Here is a 20,927-nt window from a genome sequence, read left to right on the forward strand (position 1 = left end):
GATGGCACAGTCGAGATCGTTCGAGGGGTCGGACGAGCCGACGCCGCCTACGGGCATCCCGGTGGTCGACCCGGGACCCGACGCGGAGACCCCGCCGACCGGTTTCACCGGCCTCGGCGACGTCATCAGCGCGGAGGACATCGGCACGGCGCCGCCGTCGGTGTTCGGCGCCCCAGAACCGGAGGGTTCGCGGGGCGACGCGGGGGACTGGCCGAAGCTCGAGTACCGCAGCCGCAACAAGCCAGAACGCCCCAAGCGCAACAACCCGCTGAACTTCTTCCGCCGGAACAAGGACGCGTGAGCCTTCCGGGCAGCCGCAGCAGCCCAAGTGGCTCACGGCTGCGACCGCCTACAGCGCTTTGAGCTCTTCGACCACTTCTCGGACCGAGGACTTCGCATCGCCGAAGAGCATCGCGGTCTTCTGGTCGGTGTAGAGCGGGTTGTCCACTCCCGCGAAACCCGCTCGCATCGAGCGCTTCAGGACGATGACCGCCTTCGCCTGGTCGACGTTGAGGATCGGCATGCCGTAGATCGGCGAGTTCGGGTCGGTTCGGGCCGCCGGGTTGGTGACGTCGTTGGCGCCGATCACCAGCGCGACGTCGGTGCGGGCGAACTCGTCGTTGATCTCGTCCATCTCCTTCAGCTGCTCGTAGGGCACGTCCGCTTCGGCGAGCAGCACATTCATGTGGCCAGGCATCCGGCCCGCGACCGGGTGGATCGCGTAGTCGACGACGACCCCCTTGTCCACCAACAACTTCGCCATGTCCTGCACGGCGTGCTGGGCCTGCGCGACCGCCATGCCGTAGCCCGGCACCACGATCACCTGACCCGCGTAGGCGAGTTGGACCGCCACGTCCGCCGCGCTGACCGAGCGCACCGTACCGCCGCCGGTGATTGCCGGTGCCGCCGTCTCGGCGCCGCCGAACCCACCGGCCACGATCGACGGGATCGACCTGTTCATCGCCTTGGCCATCTGGTCGGTGAGGATCGAACCCGACGCACCCACCAGCATGCCCGCCACGATCATCGCGGTGTTGCTCAACGCCAGTCCGGCCGCCGCCGCGGACAGCCCGGTGAACGCGTTGAGCAGCGACACCACCACCGGCATGTCGGCCCCGCCGATCGGCAGCACCACCGCTATCCCGGCCAGCCCCGCCAGCACCAGCACCGCCACCAGCAGCAGTTCGGCGCTGCCGCCCAGCCCGATCGCCACGGCGCAGCCGACCGCCCCGGCCAGCAGCAGCACGTTCAGCGGCATCTGCAGGCGGCCGACGGTGATCGGGCGGCCCGGCACGATCTCCTGAAGCTTGCCGAAGGCGACCAGTGAGCCCCAGAACGAGATCGATCCGATGATCGCCGCGAACAGCGTCGCGATCGCCACGTTGACGGGTTCGCCCTGGAAACCGGTGGTCTCCCGGAACTCCACCCATGCGGTCAGCGCCACCGCGCCGCCGCCGACGCCGTTGAACAGCGCGACCATCTGCGGCATCGCGGTCATCTTCACCCGCCGCGCGGCCGGTACGCCGATGACCGTGCCGATCACCAGGCCCAACACGATCAGCCACCAGTTGCTCAGGCCCGGGGTGAGCAGCGTGGCGACGACGGCGACCACCATGCCGGCCGCGGCGATGGCGTTGCCCCGCACCGCGGTGCGCGGGCCGGTCAGCCCCATCAGGCCGTAGATGAACAGCGCGAACGCCAGAATGTAGAGCACCGCTCGCAGCGTGATCACTTTTCGGCACCCTTCCGCACTGCGGCGGGCTTTCGCTTGAACATGCCCAGCATCCGGTCGGTGACCAGGAAACCGCCGACCACGTTGATGGTCCCGAACACGATGGCCAGCAACGCCAGCAGCTGCGACGCGACACTGTCCACACCGGACCCGAGCACCAGCACGCCGCCGAGCAGCACGATGCCGTGGATCGCGTTGGTGCCGGACATCAGCGGGGTGTGCAGTGTGTTCGGCACCTTCGAGATCACCGCGAAGCCGACGAACCCCGCCAGCACCAGAACGGCCAGATCTGCCAAGAACATCGCTCCTCCTCCCGTTCGCCTGGAAGTGGTCGGGTGAGGAGCACCCGTGACCGGGCAACTGGGCCACGGGTGCCCCTCACCTCGTCGTCGACGGTCATGTCGGGTCCGGTCGGCTGACACAGGTAGCGGCCAGGATCTCGTCCGTGAAGTCCGGTACGAAGCGCCCGTCGACGATCATCAGCTCCAGTAGTGCCTGCACGTTCCGGGCGTAGAGCTCGCTGGCGTGCTCCGGCATCGCGGCCGGAAGATTCAGCGGGGCGGCGATGGTGATCTCGTGGCGGACCACGGTGCTGCCGGGCTCGCTGAGCTCGCAATTGCCGCCGGCCGCCCCCGCGAGGTCGACGATCACGCTGCCCGGCCGCATTCGGCGCACCGCGTCGGCCGGGACCAGCATCGGGGCCGGCCGGCCCGGCACCAGGGCGGTGGTGATCACGACGTCGAAGCCCGCGATCGCCGCGTTGAGGCGGTGGGCCTGCTCGGCGCGCTCGGCAGCCGTCAGCTCCCGGGCGTAGCCGCCCTCGCCGACCGCCGAAACGCCCAGGTCCAGCCACTTCGCGCCCACCGAGCGCACCTGGTCGGCGACCTCCGGTCGCACGTCGTAGCCGGTGGTGCGGGCGCCGAGCCGCTTCGCGGTCGCCAGCGCCTGCAGCCCGGCCACCCCCACGCCGAGCACCAGCGCCGACGCGGGCTTCACGGTGCCCGCCGCGGTGGTCAGCATCGGGAAGAACCGGGTGCACTCGCTCGCCGCCAGCAGCACAGCCCGGTACCCGGAGACGTTGGCCTGGGAGGACAGCGCGTCCATCGACTGGGCCCGGGAGATGCGCGGCACCGACTCCAGCGCGAAGCCCAGCACCCCGGCGGCCCGCAGCCGTCCGGCGATGTCCGGGTCCGTCAACGGCGCGAGGAAGCCGAGCAGCGCCGAGCCGGGGGACAGCCGGCCGATCTCCGCTTCGGTCGGCGCGTTCACCTTGACCACGACATCGGCGGACCAGGGATCACCGATGGTCGCGCCGGCCTTGGTGAACGCTTCGTCCGGGATAAGCGCGGCCTGCCCGGCGCAGGTCTCGACCACGACGCCGAGCCCCTGCGCGCACAGCCGCTCCACCACGCCCGGGACGAGCGCGACCCGGCGTTCGCCGGGCACCGTTTCGCGCGGGACACCGACGCTGGTGCGACCGCTCTCCGGAGAGGTCATGACTCCAGCTCTCCACACCGCAGCGCAAACCGCAAGGCCACACGCCCGTTCGCCCCGGCGGATCACTAGGACAGACGCAAAGCCGTCCCGGAATTACCGGCCGAGCGCCTCGCTCGGACCGCGTTTACCCCGTCGGCCGGGCGCCGATTTCGGGCGAAATCGGCGGCACACCGCTGCGCGCGAGACGGAAGTCGAGGGCATCTGGGCAACCGCGGCACCCGACCGCTCGTCAGAGGTCGGTGATGTCCCAGGTGAGGGTGCGTTTTTCGTCCCCGGGGCGGGGCGTCCAGCGCACCGTCGTGAGCTCGGTGGACTCCGGCAGCACGTACACCGTGTGTCCGCCCACGGTCTCGCCCGGCTGCACGCCGATGCGGTGCGGGGGTCGGGACGACAGCGACACCGGCGCCTTCGACACCGCAGAGCCGTCCTTGGTGATCAGCTCCAGGTACAGGTCGGGCAGCGACGCGAACGGCGTCGCCCCGCGGTTGGTCAGCTCGGTGTGCACGACTACCGCGCGCTCGCCGTCCTGCAGTTCGTAGCCTGCGGCGGTGAACAGGAAGTCGGCCGGGTCCACGACCTCCACGAGGAGGATGGTGATCCGCTCGCCTTCCAGGCCCTCGATGTCCAGCTTGGTGCCCACCTTGCCGCTGCGCACCGGCTGCTGCTGCGGCCCGGGCTGGGCGCCCGGCCACTGCTGGTCGCCGCGCGCCCACGCGGCCGACCCCGGCGGGCCCCAGACGTTCATCGGGTTCGGCGGCGCCGGCGGGGCCGCCTGCTGCTGGAAGGACGCCGGCGGCGGACCCTGCGGGGCGAACGGCTGCGGGCCGCTCGGGCCGCCATAAGCAGGTCCCGGGTAGGCGCCGCTGGGCATCGGGTAGCCGCCGGTCGGCTGCGGGTAGGGCCCGGACTGCTGAGCCGGGTGGGCACCGGTGCCCGGCGCGGGCACCTGGTACGGCCCGCTGGCCATGCTCTGCTGCGCCGCCCAGTGCTGCGCGGCGGCGACCGCGTTGCGGATGGGTTGCGGATCGCATTCGACGCCGACGATCAGCGGCAGGCCCGTCGTCGACAGGACAGCAAGACGTGCGGCGACGTCGCGCACATCCATGCCGAGCCGACCGGCGATCTCGGGAACCGCCGCACGGCCCATCTCGGCGACGACGCTCAGCAGACGCACGTCCACGGGATCAGGGCCAGCCACGTCGTGCCACGCTACCCGCTCGGGTCTTCCCATGCGTAAACGGCACGTGGTTTTGATCCCGCGCGTCCGGCCGCACCGCGCCCGGGACGGGCGTCGAGTGGCGGGTCACACCAGGTCTTGTGGGAAGCACCGCGCAACGCCGGGGGAATCTCCGATCGCGTCGGGGACGCGAGTTAGGCTGGCAACTCTCCCAGAACCTGCCGAAGGAGGACTTCCCCGTGCCTGTCGACCCCTTCGTTCACCTGCATGTGCACACTGAGTACTCGATGCTCGACGGTGCGGCGAAGGTGGGGGCGTTGTTCGCCGAAGCCGAACGGTTGGGGATGCCCGCGGTGGGTATTGGCGACCTGGTGGCGGCCAACGCGCTGTACCGGCCGGGGCCGATGGATGTCAACGCGCACCTCGACTACGCCGACCGCAAGAACGGTCGCAAGGCGATCGAGCCGATCCATCCCGATCTCGAGGACGATCTGCGCGACATCCTCGACGAAACCTACGGTTTGATCGTCTACCAAGAGCAGATCATGGCGATCGCGCAGAAGGTCGCCGGTTACAGCCTCGGCCGAGCGGACATCCTGCGCCGCGCGATGGGCAAGAAGAAAAAGTCGGTCCTGGACCAGGAATTCGAGGGCTTCCAGGCCGGTATGCGGGCCAACGGCTACCGCGACGAGGCCATCACCAAGCTCTGGGAGACGGTGCTGCCCTTCGCCGGCTACGCGTTCAACAAGTCGCACGCGGCGGGTTATGCCCTGGTGGCGTATTGGACGGCGTATCTGAAGGCCAACTACCCGGCCGAGTACATGGCCGGGCTGCTGACTTCCAACGGCGACAACAAGGACAAGATGGCGGTCTACCTCGCCGAATGCCGCCGGATGGGTGTCAAGGTCCTCTCCCCGGACGTCAACGACTCCCGCGACACCTTCGCCGCCGTCGGCTCCGACATCCGCTTCGGCATGAGCGCGATCCGCAACGTCGGCTCCAACGTCGTCGCCTCGATCGTCACGACCCGCAAGGAAAAGGGCCGCTACACCTCCTTCACCGACTTCCTCGACAAATCCGAGATCCTGGCCTGCAACAAGCGGGTCATCGAATCACTGATCAAGGCCGGTGCCTTCGACTCCCTGGGCCACACCCGCATGTCCCTGGTCCAGCACCACGAAGCCGCCGTCGATGCCGTGATCGGCCTGAAGCGGCAGCAGGCGATGGGACAGTTCGACCTCTTCGGCGCGGACACCTCCGAAGACAGCGCCGACGCCTCACCCCTGGCACACCTGCACTTCACCCACGAGGAATGGCCACGCAAACAGCTGCTGTCCTACGAGCGGGAAATGCTGGGCCTCTACGTCTCGGCCCACCCCCTCGACGGCGCGGAACGACTGCTCGCCCCCTACCAGGACACCGGGATCGCCGACCTCGTCGGCGGCGAACGAGAGTTCGGCAACGGCAAGGAACAACTCAAGATCGCCGGCATGATCTCCGGAATCCAACGCCGCATCAACAAAAACGGCCACCCCTGGGCCATCGTCACACTCGAAGACCTCGACGCCAGCGTAGAGGTGCTGTTCTTCCCGAAGTCCTACGAGATGTTCGCCGACTGCCTGATGGAAGACACCGCGCTCGCAGTCAAAGGCCGCATCAACGAACGCGAAGGCACGATCAGCGTGTTCGCCTCCGATGCGGTGCCAGTGGACATCTCCGCAGCGGAAACCGACCCGGGCACCGACCCGGCGTTCGTGATCAAGGTGCCGGTGGGCCGGGTCAACCAGTCCCTGGTGGCGGAGCTGAAGCGGACGCTGCGGGCGCACACGGGAACCACGCCGGTGCAGCTCAAGCTGCAGAGCCCGCGCGGTACGACCCGGCTCGCGTTGTCGAGCGACTACTTCGTGTCCACCGAGAACGGCCTGCAAGGCGAGCTGAAGGGCCTGCTCGGCGCAGGCTGCTTCGAGGCGTACTGACCCAGACGCGTGAGCGGTTTGGTTGCTGGAGGGGCTGTTTTGGAGGGTTCTGGTTGAAGCGAACGGACCGTTCGTGCCGTCTATCGACGTGAACAGTCCGTTCGCTTCACCCTGGTTGGTTCTCGCCGTGCGCAGGCGGTCCACCTCGGGTTGGTAGTTGGCGTGGCCGCCGTTGCGGAGTGGACGTTCCGGGGAGTAGCCCGTTCGGCCACACCGTTTCGAAGGTGGCCATCATGCCCATGTCCTCGTGCCACAGCGTCCGAAAACGCTCACGGCTCTGGTGGAGTGCGTTGGCTGAGGCGGTTCTCAGATCGGCGTGACAGCTCAATGCGAAAAGGGTTCACTGGAGTCAGGGTCAACGCTGCCGAACGCGAAGGAATCCGATGTCCACCACCGAGGCGCACACCGATCTTCCCGTCTTCGACCACGACTTCGTGCAGAACCTGCACGCCGGGTTCGACCGGATTCGGGCCGCCACGCCCGTCCAGCGCATGGTCACCAGGCACGGCCTGGAGGTCTGGGTGATCACCCGGTACGACGATGCCCGCGCCGCGCTGGCGGATCCCCGACTGAGCAAGAAGAACGACCGCATGCAGGAGGTGATCCAGGCGAAGCTGCCGGCGGACGCGGACCGCCGGGAGTTCGTCGACGGGCTGCTCGAGCACATGCTGAACATGGACCCGCCGGACCACACCCGGCTGCGCAAGCTGGTGGTCAAGGCGTTCAACGCGCGTCGGGTGGAGGGCATGCGCTCGCGCATCGAGGAGATCAGCGCGGGGCTGCTCGATGCGATGGCCGAGGAGTCCGAAGTGGATCTGCTGGACGCGTTCGCCTTCCCGCTGCCGATCCAGGTGATCTCCGAGCTGCTGGGGGTGGACGAGAGCCGCCGGGACGATTTCCGGGCCTGGACCAACGCCCTGGTGGACGCACCGGACGATTCGCAGCAGGCCGCCGTGGCGATGGCCCAGTACCTGGTCCAGCTCATCGAGGCCAAGCGCCGCGAACCCGCCGACGACCTGCTCACCGGGCTGATCGAGGCCACCGAGGACGAGGACCGGCTCAGCGAGCCGGAACTGATCTCGATGGTGTTCCTGCTACTGGTCGCCGGGCACGAGACGACGGTCAACCTGATCGGGAACGGGGTGCTGGCGCTGCTGCGCAACCCCGACCAGTGGGCGGCGCTCGTGGCGGACCCGGGGCTGGTGCCCGCCGCGGTCGAGGAGATGTTGCGCTTCGACGGCCCGGTGATGCACGGGACGTTCCGGCACACCGCCGAACCCGTCGAGTACGGCGGCGTGCAGATCCCGGCGGGCGAGATCGTCTGGGTGGGGTTGGCGTCGGCGAACAACGACCCGGACCGCTTCGCCGAGCCGGGGCGCTTCGACATCACCCGCGACGCGCACGGGCACCTGGCCTTCGGCCACGGCATCCACTTCTGCCTCGGGGCGCAGCTGGCCCGCCTGGAGGGGCAGATCGCGGTGCGGCACCTGGTCGAACGCTTCCCGAACCTCCGCGCGGCCGGTTCGCTGGACGACGTGCAGTGGCGCTTCAGCACGTTGATGCACGGCCTGCAGAGCTTCCCGGTCCGCCCTGGGGTGCGCTGAACTCCTCCTCGAGGAGGAGGCTTCGTCCAGGTCTGAGCGGCGACCGTGGTCCGATGCGGATCTCGTGGCCGGACCACCGGCTGGTGCTGGACGGCGTGTTGGCGCTGCTGGGTCTTCGCGCTGGCGGGCGGCACTTCGCTGGTCGCCGTCCGGGGCGCGGGCCCGCTGCTGTGGTACGGCATCCTCGGGGTTTCGGCCGGGCTCACCGCGTGCCTGGTGTTCCGGCGGGTCCGGCCGACCGAGGTGTTCGTCGCGGGTGGTCGGTCGCCCTCGCGCTGGCCGCCGTGAAATACCGCATCCGCCGCAGCACCGCGGCGGAACCCATCAGCGCAGCGCGACGATGGTGTAGGGGCCGACCTCGCGCTTGGCGAAGGCGGGCGAGTCGAACACCGCCGGGTCGAAGTAGACGTCGTAGTCCCGGACGTTCGGCAGCTGTGGGAAGGCGTCGCCCTTCAACTGCAGCACCAGCTTGCCCGACTGGTCCGCCGGGGGCTCCACATCGGAGTGCGGGCTCACCGGGTTGGTCAGGACGAAGACGTTGGGCGTCTTGAACCGGCTCTTGCGCAGCATGCGCAGCAGCTCGTCGGGGGTCTTCGCGGTGGTCCACTCCTGGACCTCGGCGGCGCGCTCGTCGTAGTCCGCCAGCGGGTTGGCGTAATGCGGAGTCTCCTGCTGGAAGCCCCAGTACGGCTGGAAGGACATCAGCTTGTAGTCGGTGGTGAGCAGCACGTTGTCCACCGGCTTGCGGCCGGTCAGTTCGGCTATCGCGCGGATCTCGGCATCCGTCCACGAGCCGGGCTTGGCCGGGTCGCGCTGCCCCATCGCGTTGTCGCCGGTGGGGTAGTAGTCCGCGTAGGCGCGTTCGACGGACGGCTGCAGCGCCAACCCGATCGCGCCCTGGTTGATGGTGATCGCGCCGAGCAGCCCGAGCGCGGTGGCGACCATGCTGATCCGCAGCGCGTACCGCGTGTCCAGCTTTTGCCGCAGGTAGCCGACGAGTTCCAGCAGACCGAAGACGCCGGCGACGGCCAATGTCACGTCGAGGATCACGTTGAGGCGGAACGCGAGCAGCGTGGTCTTGGCGACGAGCGCCAGCGTCGACAGCACGAACCAGCCGTAGACCGCGAGCACGATACTCAGCATCGAGGCGGCGACCTCGCTGCGCCGGCACCGCAACAGCAGCCACACCAGACCGGCCAGGCACAGCACCCCGAACGCGGTGCCTTCCATCATCGGCACCGGCAGGAACGCGCCGTCCTCGGGCAGGTAGTGCTGCGCCGCGCTGCGCGGGTTGTCCAGCAGGAAGTGGGTGGAGAGCAGGTAGGGCAGCCAGGCCAGCAGCGCGATGACCAGGCTGACGATGCCGATTGGCAGCAGCCGCAAGAACAGTTGCCGCACCGTCGGCCACAGCCGTTCCCCCTGGTGCACCCGGAATACCCCGGTGATGACCGCCATCAGCACGACCATCAGCACCGCGAACCCGAAGTGCAGGGTGTAGGTGATGGCCGCGAAACCGACGTAGCCGCCGATGCAGACGAGTGTCCACCGTGGAGCGTGGTCCCGGCGGCGCAGCGCGTGCCAGGCCAGCACGGCGATCGGTGCCAGCCACGCCGCCGACGGCCAGGCGTAGGGCTCCTCGATGCCGTGCAGCATCCCGGCCAGCCCCGTCGCGACCGCCGCGAGTAGCGCCAGCCGGCGTCGCACCACACGACGCTCCACAGCGTGAACGCGACGACGGTGGTCACCGCCACCCAGGCCAGCGCGTACGGCTTGTACGCCGCCCAGCCCTCCCAGCCGATGAGGTTGGCGAACCGGCCGCCCAGCCAGAACCAACCGGCCGGGTAGTAGGGAGCCGTGTCGGCGTAGTTCAGGTCGGCCAGGCCCGGAGTACTGGCCATCCGGGTCATGTACTGCAGGCGGAACCCGTTGTCCACGGACGAGCCGCCGTAGTAGAACCTGGTGGCCTGCAAGGGGATTGCGAGCGCGAACGTGCTGAACGCGCTGAGCGCCACCCAGGCGCCGAACAACCGCAGCCAGCGCGGCGAGCGGCGATGTCCGAACGCCAGCAGCAGGAACAGCACGGCCAGCACCAGCGCACTGCTGATGGCCGCGAGCGCTTCCGGTGCGAAGCTGGGCTCGCTGATGCTCAGCCGGGCGATGCCGAACTGCAGCACCAGGCTCACGACCGCCGCCACGAACGCGCTGAGCAGCAGCTCGACGACAGTGCTGCGCAGCGGTAGCCGAACGGCCGAATCCCGGCGCGGTTCGTCGATCGGGCTCGGTCCGGTCAACAGCGGACTCGGCAGGATTCCCGCCACTTCGCGCGTCCTTCGGAGTAGCTGGCATGGGGGCTCGCGCAGGATAGTTGATGTGCGCTGCACCCCCGGCCATCGGGTGATGCGGGCACGACGCGTTGTAGCGCTAGGGTGACGCAGCAGACGGTTGTGGCGGCCGGTAGGAGGTTGGCGGGTGGCGGACAGCCCGGTGGAGCCCGGCGGCACGCGCGCCGCCCCGGAGCGGATCGAAGCCGCGGCCGGAACCGAGGCGGAACCCGTGGTTCCGCAGCTGGTCGCGCCGCCGCCCCGCGTGGTGGTCAAGGCCGACCTGCTGCCCGCGGTAAGTGCGGTGTCGCTGATCTCGCTGCTGGGCCTGCCGATCGGCTGGGTGTGGTCGCGGCTGGCGCCCTCGCAGCAGAGCGTGCTCGGCCCGCAGGGCAGGCTGACCCCGCTGCTGGTGGAGGGCTACCACGGCTTCGACACCATCGCGATCTTCGCGCTGCTCGCCTTCGCCGCCGGACTGCTGACGTCTTCGGTGCTGTGGTTAGCTCGCAGGCGGCGCGGCCCGGTGCTGCTCATCGCGGGTGCGTTCGGGTCGGTGGTCGCGTCCTGGCTGGGCGTGCAGCTGGGCGCGTCGTTCGCCGGTGGTCTGTACGCGATACCGGCGAACCCGCAGCTGGGTGACCTGATCACGGTCGCCCCGGAGGTCGGCACCTACTGGGTGCTGCTGGTGCAGCCGTTGGCGGTCGCGCTCGGCTACGGCCTCGCCGCCTCCTGGAACGGCCTGGACGACCTCGGCCGCCGCCTCGGCTGACAGGCCGTTAGGGGCCGTGACAGGGGCTGTCCCCGACTGGTCGGGCACAAGTCGGGGATCCCGGAGTCGAGGCGGCCTCTGAGGTTCCGCCACCCGCACGGCTACCCGCACCGCTACGCGCGACGTGTCGGGCATCCTTCTTCGATCACTTCGGTGCGCCGCGGAAGGACTGGGTGATCTGCTTCAGCGTGTCGACCGGAACCGCGTCCGGGACGTTCTGATCGGCTGCGGCGATGAAGACCACCGAGCTCTCGCCGTCGTTGTTGGTGGCGAGCACGCTGACCGCGACCGTTGCGGAGTCGCAGGGCTCGGGGGATGGCATCGTGATCTGGGCGGTGATCCGGACGGCAGGAACACCGCCCGCGAGCTGAAGCTGCTCCGGCGGGCCCGGCAGGACCACGGGTGCCTGGCCGGCGCGCGTGTGGGCCACCGCAGCGAACTTCTGCAGCGTTTCGGTGGCCACCGCGGTGTCGTCCGGCCCCCTGCGGGCGGTCGCGCCCGAGACCGCCCGGTAGCTGGTCGGAGCGCCGGTGCAGAAGCCCTTCTGGTATTCGGCCACGCCGGTCATCGTCACCGGGTCGTCGGGCGGGCCGAAGCCGTGCACGCCCTCCGGGTTGGAGTCCAGCTTCCAGTTCGTCGGCACGTCGTAGACCGCGCCCCGCTTCGGCACCGTCACCACCTGCCAGCCGGGCACCAGCGGCGTCAGCTGCGGGTTGGCCGCCGTCGGCGGCGCGGCGGACGTCGCGCTGGTGGTCGGCTTGGACGGCGTGCTGGTGCGCGTGGGCGGCGGCGGTGCCGCCTGCGATCCACCGCCGGAGGTGCTGAGCACGACGATCGTGGTGACGATCGCGATCACGGCCACCGAGGCGAGCGCGATCGCCGCGATCATCGGCCCGCGGCTCTTGCCCGGCGGGGTCGGCGTGGGCTGCACCGGGTAGCCGCTGACCATGCCGGGATAGGGCGCTTGCTGGGGCGGCGGTGGCGGCTGCTGGGGCGGCTGCGGCTGCTGGGGCTGGGGCTGGGAGAACGCGCCGAAACCCTGGTACTGCATGCCGGGCTGGGGCCCCGATGCGCCGGGCTGCCCGGTGTTCGGATCGTAGTGCCCGTACTCGTTCGAGCCCCAATTACCAGGTGACGACATGCGGAGATCTTATCGATGCCGCAAGACCGCCCAACGCCACGTCTTTCGCCTTCGAAGCGGCGCAGCCGCACGCAGCTCGCACCCGCGCGCGGGACGAGCCGTGCATCGTCCTGGTCAGTTCACGCTGGTGTGCTGGGCGAAATCCGTGAGGGGCGCCGGAACCGCGCGCAGTTCGCGGAGGAACTCGGTTTCCCGCAGCAGCAGCCGCCGGATGTTGCGCAGCCGCTCCAGGGGATCGGTTTCTTCGAGTAGCTCCTGCCGGTCTTCCACGGTCAGCACGCAATCGTCGGCCAGCAGGTACGAAAGCGTCGCGGTGTCGGCGTCCTCGGCCGGGGCTTCGCGCTGCCCGCCGCGCAATCCGGTGTCGTGGTAGCGCTGGTACGCCGCGCGGGCGGCGGTCGTCAGGTGCTCGCGGCGCGCCGGTGAGTCGTTCTCCGGGGCGGTGTCCGGCAGCCACTCGATGTCGGCCATCAGGTACGGAGCCGCGCTCCGGTCGATCTGCAACAGCCGGAACCGGCGCTCCCCGTTGGCGCTGACGTCGTACCGCCCGCCGGGTAGCTGCCGAACCTGGTCCAGCAGCGCGGAGCAGCCGACGTCGTACATCGAGTCGACGTTGTCCTCGCCGACTTCCCAGCCCTGCCGGATGGCGACCACGCCGAACCGGCGGTGCGGCAGGTCCTCGCCGACGAGGTCGGTGACCAGCTGCCGGTATCGCGGCTCGAAGATGTGCAAGGGCAGGTGGCTGCCCGGCAGCAGGGCGGAACCGAGCGGGAAGAGCGGCAGCACGTCCATCACGCCCCAAACCTACGTCGCGAATGCCCCGGAAGCAGCGTTCAAGGAATTCCAGGCTCGTTTTTCGCGGCGGTGTGGTCTTGTCGTACGCCGTTGCCCGTCGCGCTGGCGATTTCTCAGCCTGTGCGCCGAATGCGCCGACCTGCGCCGCTGCGCGCGATTCTGGATGCATTCCCTTCAGCTCGGGGGCCGGAACACTGCGAAGGGGTCGGTGACCTCCAGGTCCCGGGAGGTGAACTGGAACAGCGCGGGCGGACGACCACCGGCCGGACCCGCGGGCACCGTTCGGCCGGTGGGTTCCAGCACACCGCGCCGGGACAGCACGCGCTGCAGGTTGGTCGCCGCGACCTGGTAGCCGAGCGCGGCGGAGTAGATCCGGCGCAGCTCCGAGACGGTGAACTCGGCGGGGGCCAGCGCGAAACCGATGTTCGTGTAGGACAGCTTGGCGCGCAGCCGGTCCCGCGCGGCCAGCACGATCAGCTCATGGTCGAAGGCGGTCGGCGGCAGCGCGTCGACCGGGTGCCACGCCGTGTCGGCTGGGACCTCGGGGTCGATGTCGGAGGGCACCAGCCCGAGGAAGGCGGTGGCGACGACGCGGCGGCCGGGCACCCGGTCCGGGCTGCTGAACACCGAGAGCTGCTCGACGTGGGTCAGCTTGTGCACGTCGACCTTCTCGGCCAGCTGCCGCCGGATCGATGTCTCCACGTCCTCGTTGGCGGCCAGCCGTCCACCGGGCAGTGACCAGCGGTGCACGTCCGGTTCCTGAGCGCGTTGCCACAGCAGCACCTGCAGCCGGTCATCCCGGACCTGGAGGACGCCGGCGAGCACTTCGTGACGAGCGTCGCCCTTGTCCGCACAACTCGCGGTGTTAGGATGTGTCACGTTTTCGATTCTAAGGCGAAAACCTCGGGGAGCTTGATCCGGGGTGCTAGCGGAGCCTCCGGGCGGGTTCTCCCGGAGGTCCGGCGAGGAGGACGACATGGCCGCGACTGCAACCTGGGAGCGGACCGACGCCGGTTACACCGGGGTGGCACCCACCGCCGAATGGGCGCGCGAGGTGCGCGAACTGGCCGACGAGCGGGACGCCGTGCTGCTGGCGCACAACTACCAGCTGCCGGAGATCCAGGACGTCGCCGACCACACCGGCGATTCGCTGGCGCTGAGCCGCATCGCGGCGAACAGCTCCGCCAGCACGATCGTCTTCTGCGGCGTGCACTTCATGGCCGAGACGGCGAAGATCCTCGGTCCGGACAAGACGGTGCTCATCCCGGACGCGCGGGCGGGATGTTCGCTCGCCGACTCGATCACCGCCGACCAGCTGCGGGCCTGGAAGGCCGAGCACCCGGGCGCCGTCGTGGTGTCCTACGTGAACACCACCGCCGACGTGAAGGCGGAGACGGACATCTGCTGCACCTCGTCGAACGCGGTGGACGTGGTCCGCTCCGTCCCGGCGGACCGCGAGGTGCTGTTCTGCCCGGACCAGTTCCTGGGCGCGCACGTCAAGCGCGAAACCGGCCGGGAGAACCTGCACATCTGGGCCGGGGAATGCCACGTGCACGCCGGGATCAACGGGCCCGAGCTCGCCGAGCGCGCGGCGGCCAGCCCGGACGCCGACCTGTTCATCCACCCCGAGTGCGGGTGCGCGACCTCGGCCCTCTACCTGGCCGGTGAGGGCACCGTCGCCAAGGAACGGGTGAAGATCCTGTCCACCGGCGACATGCTGACCGCGGCGAAGGAGACCGGCGCCCGCTCGGTGCTGGTGGCCACCGAGGTCGGCATGCTGCACCAGTTGCGCCGCGCCGCACCCGAGATCGACTTCCGGGCGGTCAACGACCGCGCGTCCTGCCGCTACATGAAGATGATCACCCCGGCGGCCCTGCTGCGCTGCCTGCGGGAAGGCGCCGACGAGGTGCACGTGCCGACGGACGTCGCCGACCTGGCGCGGGCCTCGGTCGAGCGGATGATCGCCATCGGCAAGCCCGGAGGCGGCGAATGAGCTGGGAAGCAGGCGCGGACTTACTGATCGTCGGCACCGGCGTCGCCGGCCTGACGGCGGCGCTGCGGGCCCGCGAGCTGGGCCTGCGGGTGCTGGTGGTCAGCAAGGACAGCGCGTCGGCGGGCAACACCAGCTGGGCGCAGGGCGGCATCGCCGTGGTCCGGCCGGACGAGCTCGACCCGGGCGACAGCCTGCGCAAACACGTCGAGGACACGCTGACCGCCGGCGCCGGACTGTGCTCGCGCCCGGCGGTGCGGGACATCCTCGCCGACGGTGCCGAGGCGATCGCGCGGCTGCGCGCGGCTGGTGCCCGCTTCGATCTGGGCGCGGACGGCGAGCTGGCGCGGACCCGCGAGGGCGGGCACAGCGCGTTCCGCGTGATCCACTCCGGCGGGGACGCGACCGGTGCGGAGGTGCAGCGCGCGTTGTCCGAAGCCGTGCGCGGCGGCGGAATTCCGGTGCTGGAACGGCATTGCGTCGTCGAGCTGCTGCGCGGCGACAGCGGCGCCGTCGTCGGGGCGTTGGCGATGGACGCCGAAAGCAGGGCGGGTGTGCTGCACGCCCCGGCGGTGCTGCTGGCCACCGGGGGCCTCGGTCAGCTTTACGCCGCCACCACGAACCCCGAAGTGTCCACTGCGGACGGTATCGCGCTCGCGCTGCGGGCCGGTGCGTCCGTCGCGGACCTGGAGTTCGTGCAGTTCCACCCGACGGTGCTCTACACGCCGGGTGGGCCGCGAGGGCGGCGACCGCTGATCACCGAGGCGGTGCGCGGGGAAGGCGCGGTGCTCGTCGACGTGCACGGGCGGCGCGTGATGGAGGGGGAGCACCCGCTGGCCGACCTCGCCCCACGCGATGTGGTGTCTGCGGCGATCAACAAGCGGGCCGCCGAAACCGGCGCGGAGCACGTGTTCCTCGACGCGACGAGCATCGGTCCGGGGTTCGTCGAGCGGTTCCCGACGGTGTACGCGGCGTGCCAGGCGGCCGGCATCGACCCGGTCCGCGAGCCGATCCCGGTGGCCAGCGCGGCGCACTACTCGTGCGGCGGCGTGGTGTCCAGTGTGGATGGTCGAACGACCGTGACCGGGCTCTACGCCGCCGGTGAGGTCGCGTGCACCGGGCTGCACGGCGCGAACCGGCTGGCGTCCAACAGCCTCCTGGAAGGCCTCGTGGTCGGTGGGCGCACGGCCGAGGCGGTGGCCAAGGACCTGTGCTGCGGACTGCTGAACCGCAAGGCCCCCGGTGCGGCGGTGCAACCGGCGATGGCGGTGGTCGACCGGGACCTGTTGCAGCGCACGATGAGCCGCTACGTCGGCATCGGGCGCGACGACGAGGGGCTCGCGGCAGCGACCCGGGTCCTGGACCGGGCGGCCATCGTCCGTCCACTGCGGACCCGGCAGGCCGTCGAGGACTCGTCGCTGGCGTTGACCGCGCAGGCGCTGCTGGCGTCGGCCAGGCAACGCGCCGAGTCGCGCGGCTGCCACCGCCGAACGGATTTCCCGGACACCGACGACCTGCGCTGGCGGCGCAGCACGGTGCTCCGGCTGGACGCCTCGGGGTGCCTCATCCACACCGCCGCCGGGATTGCGAGGACAGCGGCATGAGCATCGATCTGGAGAAGGCCCGCGAGGTCGTCCGCACGGCGCTGGCCGAGGACCTGCGCTACGGGCCGGACGCGACGACCGAGGCGACGGTTCCGGTCGGCGCGATCGCCGAGGCCGCGTTCAACACCCGCCGGGCCGGGGTCGTCGCGGGTCTGCCGCTGGTGCGCCTCGTGCTCGACGAGGTGCTGGGCGCGGACGCCTACGCCGTGCTCTCCGAGCGTTCCGACGGTGAGGTGCTGGCGCCCGGCGACTGCGTGCTGCAGGTGAAAGCACCGGTCCGCGGCCTGCTTACGGCGGAACGCACGGCGCTGAACCTGCTGTGCCACCTGTCGGGCATCGCGACCGCGACGGCGGCGTGGGTCGATGCGGTCGCGGGCACGGGCTGCCGGATCCGGGACAGCCGCAAGACGCTGCCGGGCCTGCGGGAGTTGCAGAAGTACGCGGTCCGCTGCGGCGGCGGGGTCAACCACCGGATGGGCCTCGGCGACGCGGTGCTGATCAAGGACAACCACGTGGTGGCGGCGGGCTCGGTGGTGGCGGCGGTGCGGGCCTGCCGCGAGCACGCGCCGGACCTGCCGATGGAGGTCGAGGTGTCCACGCTGGACGAACTCGACGAGGTGCTGGCGGAGGACGTGGCGCTGGTCCTGCTGGACAACTTCACCCCGCAGCAGTGCGCGGAAGCGGTCCGCCGCGTCCGGGAGACGTCGCCGGCCACGGAACTCGAAGCATCGGGGGGCCTGGTCCTCGAAATGGCCCGCGCCTACGCGGAAACGGGAGTCCAGTACCTGGCGGTAGGAGGCCTCACCCACTCCTCCCCGGCCCTCGACCTCGGCCTGGACATGTAGTCACCCGGTGGCGAAGGCTTGCTGAACAGGTCCACGTCCCACTGCTCGACGAGTGCCCGATGAGCGCGATACCGCTGTGCTCAAGGCAGCACCGAAGCGTGTCGGCCCGACGTAGCGCGTCGTGCTCGGTCACAACAGCGATTCGAAATCGATGCGCAACTCGCCGGGGTCGGACACCGCCAGCTTGTCGGTGTCGACCCCGGCGGGTGCGTAGAGCCGCGTCGTCGGATCCAGCCGGTAGCGGAACGCGGTCAAACGCCGGTCGTCTTGGCGGTCGCTCTCGAAGCGCCAGAAGTGCTCGATGCCTGCGGCGGCGTACTCGGCTGGCTTGTCGGTCTGATCGGCGGTGACGGAGCCCGGCGACATCACTTCGACCACCAGCAGGCAGTGCTGGGGAAGAAGCACGACCTCGTCCGGCAGCGTGGAGTCGTAGACGGCGATGTCCGGCCGTCGGTTGAGTAGCGGTACGTCCCGTAGTCGAAGGTCGACATCCGTGGCAACGGTGAGCTCGGGTCCAGCGGCGTGCTCAAGTTCGTTCGCGAGGCGCCGTGCGATCCTCTGATGCGAGCGGCGGGGGGTTGGAGCCACGAGGATGGCTCCATCGACAATCTTGATGCGGCTGCACACTTCTTCGGGCAGCGCCTCGTACTCCGCGGTGCTCAGCCCCTCCGGTGGTAGCGCCATCCAGTCAGGAAGTGCGGTCATTGTCGAGCCCCTCTCCCTGTGCGAGTACCGGACCAGCGCAGCTATAGCGCCTCGTCGCCGGGGACCTCGCGCGACGATCCGTCACCTGGAGTTACGGAATGCTACCGATGGTGTTCGTATTGTGGATGTCGGGCATGATTTAGTCATGGCTGGAGCTGATCGGGGTGAGGCGCTGGTGAGCACTGTGCAGGCCGAGCGGGTTCGGCCTGGACATGTGGTCACTCGGTAGCGAGGATTTTGAACAATGCGTTGTTCACATCAGTCAGGGCTCCTGTGTCAACCCGGCGCTTCTGCTTTGTCAGCCAGGCCTTGCGGAACGGGCTGATCCTGTCCACGACAGCGAAACTGCCCTCGCCGACGGCGACCGACCAGCCTCCTGGAAAATCATCTTGCACCACAGGAACGACCAGTACTTGGGGTACATCTGGCAATGCGTTGTACATCCCGCCGGATACGACAAGCACCTGGGTGAGGTGTGGCCGATTCGTATCCCAGATTTCACCGCGAAGCGGGCTCATTCGTGCCCGGCCTCCTGTTCTGTGCTGTCTAGGTCGCCGAAAAGGTCGGCATCCCACGCGTCAATGAGGTCGCGGTGAGTACGGTGCCACTCGTTGTGAGCGATGTGGCGCCGTCGGGTGTCCTCTCTCTCTAACGCTCGGACCATCCACTCGTTGGCTGAGATGCCATCGGCTTCGGCCCAGCGGCGGGCGTGTTCATACAGCTGGGAGTCGAGCGAGATCGTCGTCCTCATGAAGGAAGATGCTAGCAGGAGGTGATGGCCGTTTCTGCTAGCTCCTTGGTGTGGCGAGGTAGCTACCTGTCTTGGCTGAGGATGTTGTTCTGAGCTGTCGGGGGACCTGACCGCACGGGTGCGGTCTGATACAAAACCGTGGGGTGGAGATGACAAATTCCCTGTTTGTTCTGCCTTCGCCGTTGTTGGGCGGGATCTACCGGGCCAGGCGGCCCACCGGGCCCGTTGTCGGGCTGGTCGTCGTGCTGGGCTGCCTGATCGTCGGGCAGGCCATCGCCGTGCTGGTGCTGTTCCCGGTGCTCGGGGCTTCGCCGGAAGCCCTGCTCGGCGGCGCCATGAGGCTGATCGACCAGCTGGCGATGATGCTCAGCTTCGGCGGGTCTGCCGGTCTGCTGGCGCTGTGGCTCTGGGGCAAGGAGCGCCGGTCGTTCGGCAGCGTGGGGTTCTTCCCCGCGTCGCGCGTCGGCGCGCACTTGGCGCTGGGCGCCGGGGTGGCGGTGGTGCTGCTGTCCGTGCCGGTCGGCGTGAACATCCTCAGTGGACAGTTCGAGGTCGGCTCGGTCCGCGCCGCGCAGGTCGGCGGCGCACTCGTGGCGCTGATCGGGTTCATCGTGCAGGCCAGCACCGAGGAGGTCGTCACCCGCGGCTACCTGATGCAGGTCACCTACCGGAAGTGGGGCCTGACGGCCGCGATCGCCTTCCAAGCGGTGGTGTTCACCGCGTTGCACGGAGTCAACGCCAACGTCAGCGTGATCGCCCTGGTCAACATCCTGCTGATCGCCCTGCTGTTGGCGTTCTGGGCGCTCGCGGAGGGCGGCCTGTGGGGAGTTTGCGCGTTCCACGTGGTGTGGAACTGGTTCCAGGGCAACGTGTACGGCATCGAAGTGTCCGGAATGGACATCCGCACGACGGTGCTGGACATCGGCGGCGCGCCGGGCAGTGCGACCTTCCTCACCGGCGGCGGGTTTGGCGTCGAAGGCAGCCTGCTCGCAACCGCGGCGCTCGCCGTCGCCACGTTGCTCGCCGCCCTCGCCTTCCGGCACAACCTCAACCGTTCGAGCGAAGTGTGAAGGGCACCTTGTGCCGAGCGAATCGGCAGCCGAGCAAGTCGGCAAAAGGTGCCCTTCACCTCGGGACGATCGAGTCAGAAGCGGCGGTTTGCGAGGACCGGGACCGCTTGCCGGGCCTGGTCGACCGCCGCCGCGTCGATGTCGACGACCCGGACCTCGGGGGCGTCGGCGAGCTGGGCGTGCACCTGGCCGAGCGGGGTCGCGACGAGGCTGTAGCCGATGCCGGTCGGTGCCTTGCCGCTCGGCTCCCGGCCGATGCTGCGCGGGTCGGCCTGGCCGCAGGCCACCACCCACGACGTCGAGTCCAGCGCGCGGGCGCGCACCAGCAGCTCCCACTGCTCGCGCTTGCCCTCGCCGGAACCCCAGGACGCCGAGGTGACGATCACCGACGCGCCTTGGTCGGCAAGCGTCGTGAACAGGCCGGGGAACCGCACGTCGTAGCAGGTCGTCAGGCCGATCTTGGTGCCGTCGAGGTCCACCACGACCGGCTGCGCGCCCGGCGCGACGGTGTTCGACTCGGCGAAGCCGAAGGCGTCGAACAGGTGGATCTTGTCGTAGGAGGTGTCCAGGCCGCGACCGGTGATCAGCAGCGTGTTCGTCACCCTGCCGTCCTCGGTGGGCGTGAACATACCCGCCACGACCGCGATGCCGGTCTCTTCGGCAAGCCGCCGAACCTCGGTGGCCCACGGCCCGTCCAGGGGCTCGGCCAGCGGCCCGAGCTTGATCCCGAAGCAGGCCATCGTCGCCTCCGGGAACACCGCGAGGTCGGCACCCGCCTCGGCGGCCTTCCGGACGTCGTCGGCCACCAGTTCCAGGTTTGCCTTGGGATCCGGGCCGGACACGATCTGGCACAAAGCGGTCCGCATAACCACAACCATCCTTCTATGGACTGTTTTCCAAACTCGTTTTGCGTAGCGGCACAAGTGCGGAACCTCAGAGGCCGCCTGAAC

Annotated in this window: 20 protein-coding genes and 1 pseudogene; 9 read left to right on the forward strand and 12 right to left on the reverse strand. The window is 69.6% G+C overall.

Annotation, left to right across the window (positions count from 1 at the left end; translation table 11 throughout):
- Position 1 precedes the first annotated feature (1 nt).
- On the forward strand, positions 2 to 301 hold the full coding sequence (locus tag SSPN_RS0102945; RefSeq protein ID WP_010306595.1) for a hypothetical protein: 300 nt from the start codon (positions 2 to 4) through the stop codon (positions 299 to 301).
- A gap of 48 nt (positions 302 to 349) precedes the next feature.
- Here SSPN_RS0102945 and SSPN_RS0102950 read toward each other — a convergent pair whose 3' ends face one another.
- The 4 genes from SSPN_RS0102950 to SSPN_RS0102965 all read right to left on the reverse strand — a co-directional run bounded on the left by SSPN_RS0102950 (position 350) and on the right by SSPN_RS0102965 (position 4,427).
- Positions 350 to 1,732: an NAD(P)(+) transhydrogenase (Re/Si-specific) subunit beta gene (locus SSPN_RS0102950; protein WP_010306598.1), complete on the reverse strand. Its 1,383-nt coding sequence runs from the start codon at positions 1,730 to 1,732 to the stop codon at positions 350 to 352.
- The gene (locus tag SSPN_RS0102955; RefSeq protein WP_010306600.1) at positions 1,729 to 2,034 is read right to left on the reverse strand and encodes an NAD(P) transhydrogenase subunit alpha part 2; all 306 of its coding nucleotides are present in this window, start codon (positions 2,032 to 2,034) and stop codon (positions 1,729 to 1,731) included. The genes SSPN_RS0102950 and SSPN_RS0102955 overlap by 4 nt, the downstream gene beginning before the upstream one ends.
- Before the next feature lie 94 nt (positions 2,035 to 2,128).
- On the reverse strand, positions 2,129 to 3,229 hold the full coding sequence (locus SSPN_RS0102960) for an NAD(P) transhydrogenase subunit alpha (RefSeq protein WP_010306605.1): 1,101 nt from the start codon (positions 3,227 to 3,229) through the stop codon (positions 2,129 to 2,131).
- A 229-nt stretch (positions 3,230 to 3,458) separates the two neighbouring features.
- Positions 3,459 to 4,427 carry an AsnC family protein gene (locus SSPN_RS0102965; RefSeq protein ID WP_029534913.1) on the reverse strand — a complete coding sequence of 323 codons (969 nt, stop codon included), beginning with the start codon at positions 4,425 to 4,427 and terminating at the stop codon, positions 3,459 to 3,461.
- A gap of 119 nt (positions 4,428 to 4,546) precedes the next feature.
- Between SSPN_RS0102965 and dnaE the strand changes: the two genes are divergently transcribed.
- From dnaE to SSPN_RS0102980, 3 genes are all read left to right on the forward strand, one after another.
- Complete coding sequence (gene dnaE / locus SSPN_RS42200; RefSeq protein ID WP_420187325.1) at positions 4,547 to 6,382, forward strand: DNA polymerase III subunit alpha; 1,836 nt, start codon at positions 4,547 to 4,549, stop codon at positions 6,380 to 6,382.
- Positions 6,383 to 6,765: 383 nt separating this feature from the next.
- On the forward strand, positions 6,766 to 7,986 hold the full coding sequence (locus SSPN_RS0102975) for a cytochrome P450 family protein (RefSeq protein ID WP_010306617.1): 1,221 nt from the start codon (positions 6,766 to 6,768) through the stop codon (positions 7,984 to 7,986).
- Positions 7,987 to 8,031: 45 nt separating this feature from the next.
- Positions 8,032 to 8,274: a hypothetical protein gene (locus SSPN_RS0102980; protein WP_010306622.1), complete on the forward strand. Its 243-nt coding sequence runs from the start codon at positions 8,032 to 8,034 to the stop codon at positions 8,272 to 8,274.
- Between the two features lie 36 nt (positions 8,275 to 8,310).
- Here SSPN_RS0102980 and SSPN_RS42205 read toward each other — a convergent pair whose 3' ends face one another.
- Both SSPN_RS42205 and SSPN_RS62055 read right to left on the reverse strand, forming a co-directional pair.
- Positions 8,311 to 9,693: an arabinofuranosyltransferase gene (locus tag SSPN_RS42205; RefSeq protein WP_237710428.1), complete on the reverse strand. Its 1,383-nt coding sequence runs from the start codon at positions 9,691 to 9,693 to the stop codon at positions 8,311 to 8,313.
- 59 nt (positions 9,694 to 9,752) lie between these two features.
- Positions 9,753 to 10,487, reverse strand: a pseudogene (locus SSPN_RS62055) (arabinofuranosyltransferase); the annotation flags it as partial.
- Between SSPN_RS62055 and SSPN_RS0102990 the strand changes: the two are divergent.
- On the forward strand, positions 10,456 to 11,076 hold the full coding sequence (locus tag SSPN_RS0102990; protein WP_010306626.1) for a DUF2567 domain-containing protein: 621 nt from the start codon (positions 10,456 to 10,458) through the stop codon (positions 11,074 to 11,076). The pseudogene SSPN_RS62055 and the gene SSPN_RS0102990 sit on opposite strands and share 32 nt — an antisense overlap.
- A gap of 145 nt (positions 11,077 to 11,221) precedes the next feature.
- Here the strand turns inward: SSPN_RS0102990 and SSPN_RS0102995 are convergent, their stop codons facing one another.
- The 3 genes from SSPN_RS0102995 to SSPN_RS0103005 all read right to left on the reverse strand — a co-directional run bounded on the left by SSPN_RS0102995 (position 11,222) and on the right by SSPN_RS0103005 (position 13,837).
- Positions 11,222 to 12,217 (reverse strand): DUF8017 domain-containing protein, encoded by a 996-nt coding sequence (locus SSPN_RS0102995; RefSeq protein WP_029534914.1) that lies wholly within the window; start codon positions 12,215 to 12,217, stop codon positions 11,222 to 11,224.
- A gap of 114 nt (positions 12,218 to 12,331) precedes the next feature.
- On the reverse strand, positions 12,332 to 13,009 hold the full coding sequence (locus SSPN_RS0103000; RefSeq protein WP_010306635.1) for an LON peptidase substrate-binding domain-containing protein: 678 nt from the start codon (positions 13,007 to 13,009) through the stop codon (positions 12,332 to 12,334).
- Positions 13,010 to 13,186: 177 nt separating this feature from the next.
- On the reverse strand, positions 13,187 to 13,837 hold the full coding sequence (locus SSPN_RS0103005) for an NUDIX hydrolase (protein WP_010306639.1): 651 nt from the start codon (positions 13,835 to 13,837) through the stop codon (positions 13,187 to 13,189).
- A gap of 151 nt (positions 13,838 to 13,988) precedes the next feature.
- Between SSPN_RS0103005 and nadA the strand changes: the two genes are divergently transcribed.
- From nadA to nadC, 3 genes are read left to right on the forward strand one after another with little or no spacing between them, the layout of a single operon-like run.
- On the forward strand, positions 13,989 to 15,005 hold the full coding sequence (gene nadA, locus SSPN_RS0103010; protein WP_010306643.1) for a quinolinate synthase NadA: 1,017 nt from the start codon (positions 13,989 to 13,991) through the stop codon (positions 15,003 to 15,005).
- Positions 15,002 to 16,606, forward strand: coding sequence for an L-aspartate oxidase (locus SSPN_RS0103015; RefSeq protein ID WP_010306647.1), 1,605 nt, complete (start codon positions 15,002 to 15,004; stop codon positions 16,604 to 16,606). Before nadA ends, SSPN_RS0103015 begins: the two co-directional genes overlap by 4 nt.
- Positions 16,603 to 17,451: a carboxylating nicotinate-nucleotide diphosphorylase gene (gene nadC / locus SSPN_RS0103020; protein WP_010306650.1), complete on the forward strand. Its 849-nt coding sequence runs from the start codon at positions 16,603 to 16,605 to the stop codon at positions 17,449 to 17,451. The genes SSPN_RS0103015 and nadC overlap by 4 nt, the downstream gene beginning before the upstream one ends.
- Positions 17,452 to 17,580: 129 nt before the next feature.
- On the opposite strand, the gene SSPN_RS0103025 is transcribed toward nadC, so the two are convergent.
- Both SSPN_RS0103025 and SSPN_RS54220 read right to left on the reverse strand, forming a co-directional pair.
- On the reverse strand, positions 17,581 to 18,156 hold the full coding sequence (locus tag SSPN_RS0103025) for a Uma2 family endonuclease (protein WP_029534915.1): 576 nt from the start codon (positions 18,154 to 18,156) through the stop codon (positions 17,581 to 17,583).
- Positions 18,157 to 18,374: 218 nt separating this feature from the next.
- Entirely contained in the window at positions 18,375 to 18,674 is a 300-nt protein-coding gene (locus tag SSPN_RS54220; RefSeq protein WP_044572501.1) for a hypothetical protein, read from the reverse strand.
- Between the two features lie 382 nt (positions 18,675 to 19,056).
- Here SSPN_RS54220 and SSPN_RS0103035 point away from each other — a divergent pair, with 382 nt between their 5' ends.
- Positions 19,057 to 19,977 (forward strand): CPBP family intramembrane glutamic endopeptidase, encoded by a 921-nt coding sequence (locus tag SSPN_RS0103035; RefSeq protein WP_044572504.1) that lies wholly within the window; start codon positions 19,057 to 19,059, stop codon positions 19,975 to 19,977.
- 74 nt (positions 19,978 to 20,051) lie between these two features.
- On the opposite strand, the gene SSPN_RS0103040 is transcribed toward SSPN_RS0103035, so the two are convergent.
- Positions 20,052 to 20,843: a carbon-nitrogen hydrolase family protein gene (locus SSPN_RS0103040; RefSeq protein ID WP_010306668.1), complete on the reverse strand. Its 792-nt coding sequence runs from the start codon at positions 20,841 to 20,843 to the stop codon at positions 20,052 to 20,054.
- Positions 20,844 to 20,927: the final 84 nt, after the last annotated feature.

The sequence above is a fragment of the Saccharopolyspora spinosa NRRL 18395 genome, assembly GCF_000194155.1.
Classification (GTDB): Bacteria; Actinomycetota; Actinomycetes; order Mycobacteriales; family Pseudonocardiaceae; genus Saccharopolyspora; species Saccharopolyspora spinosa.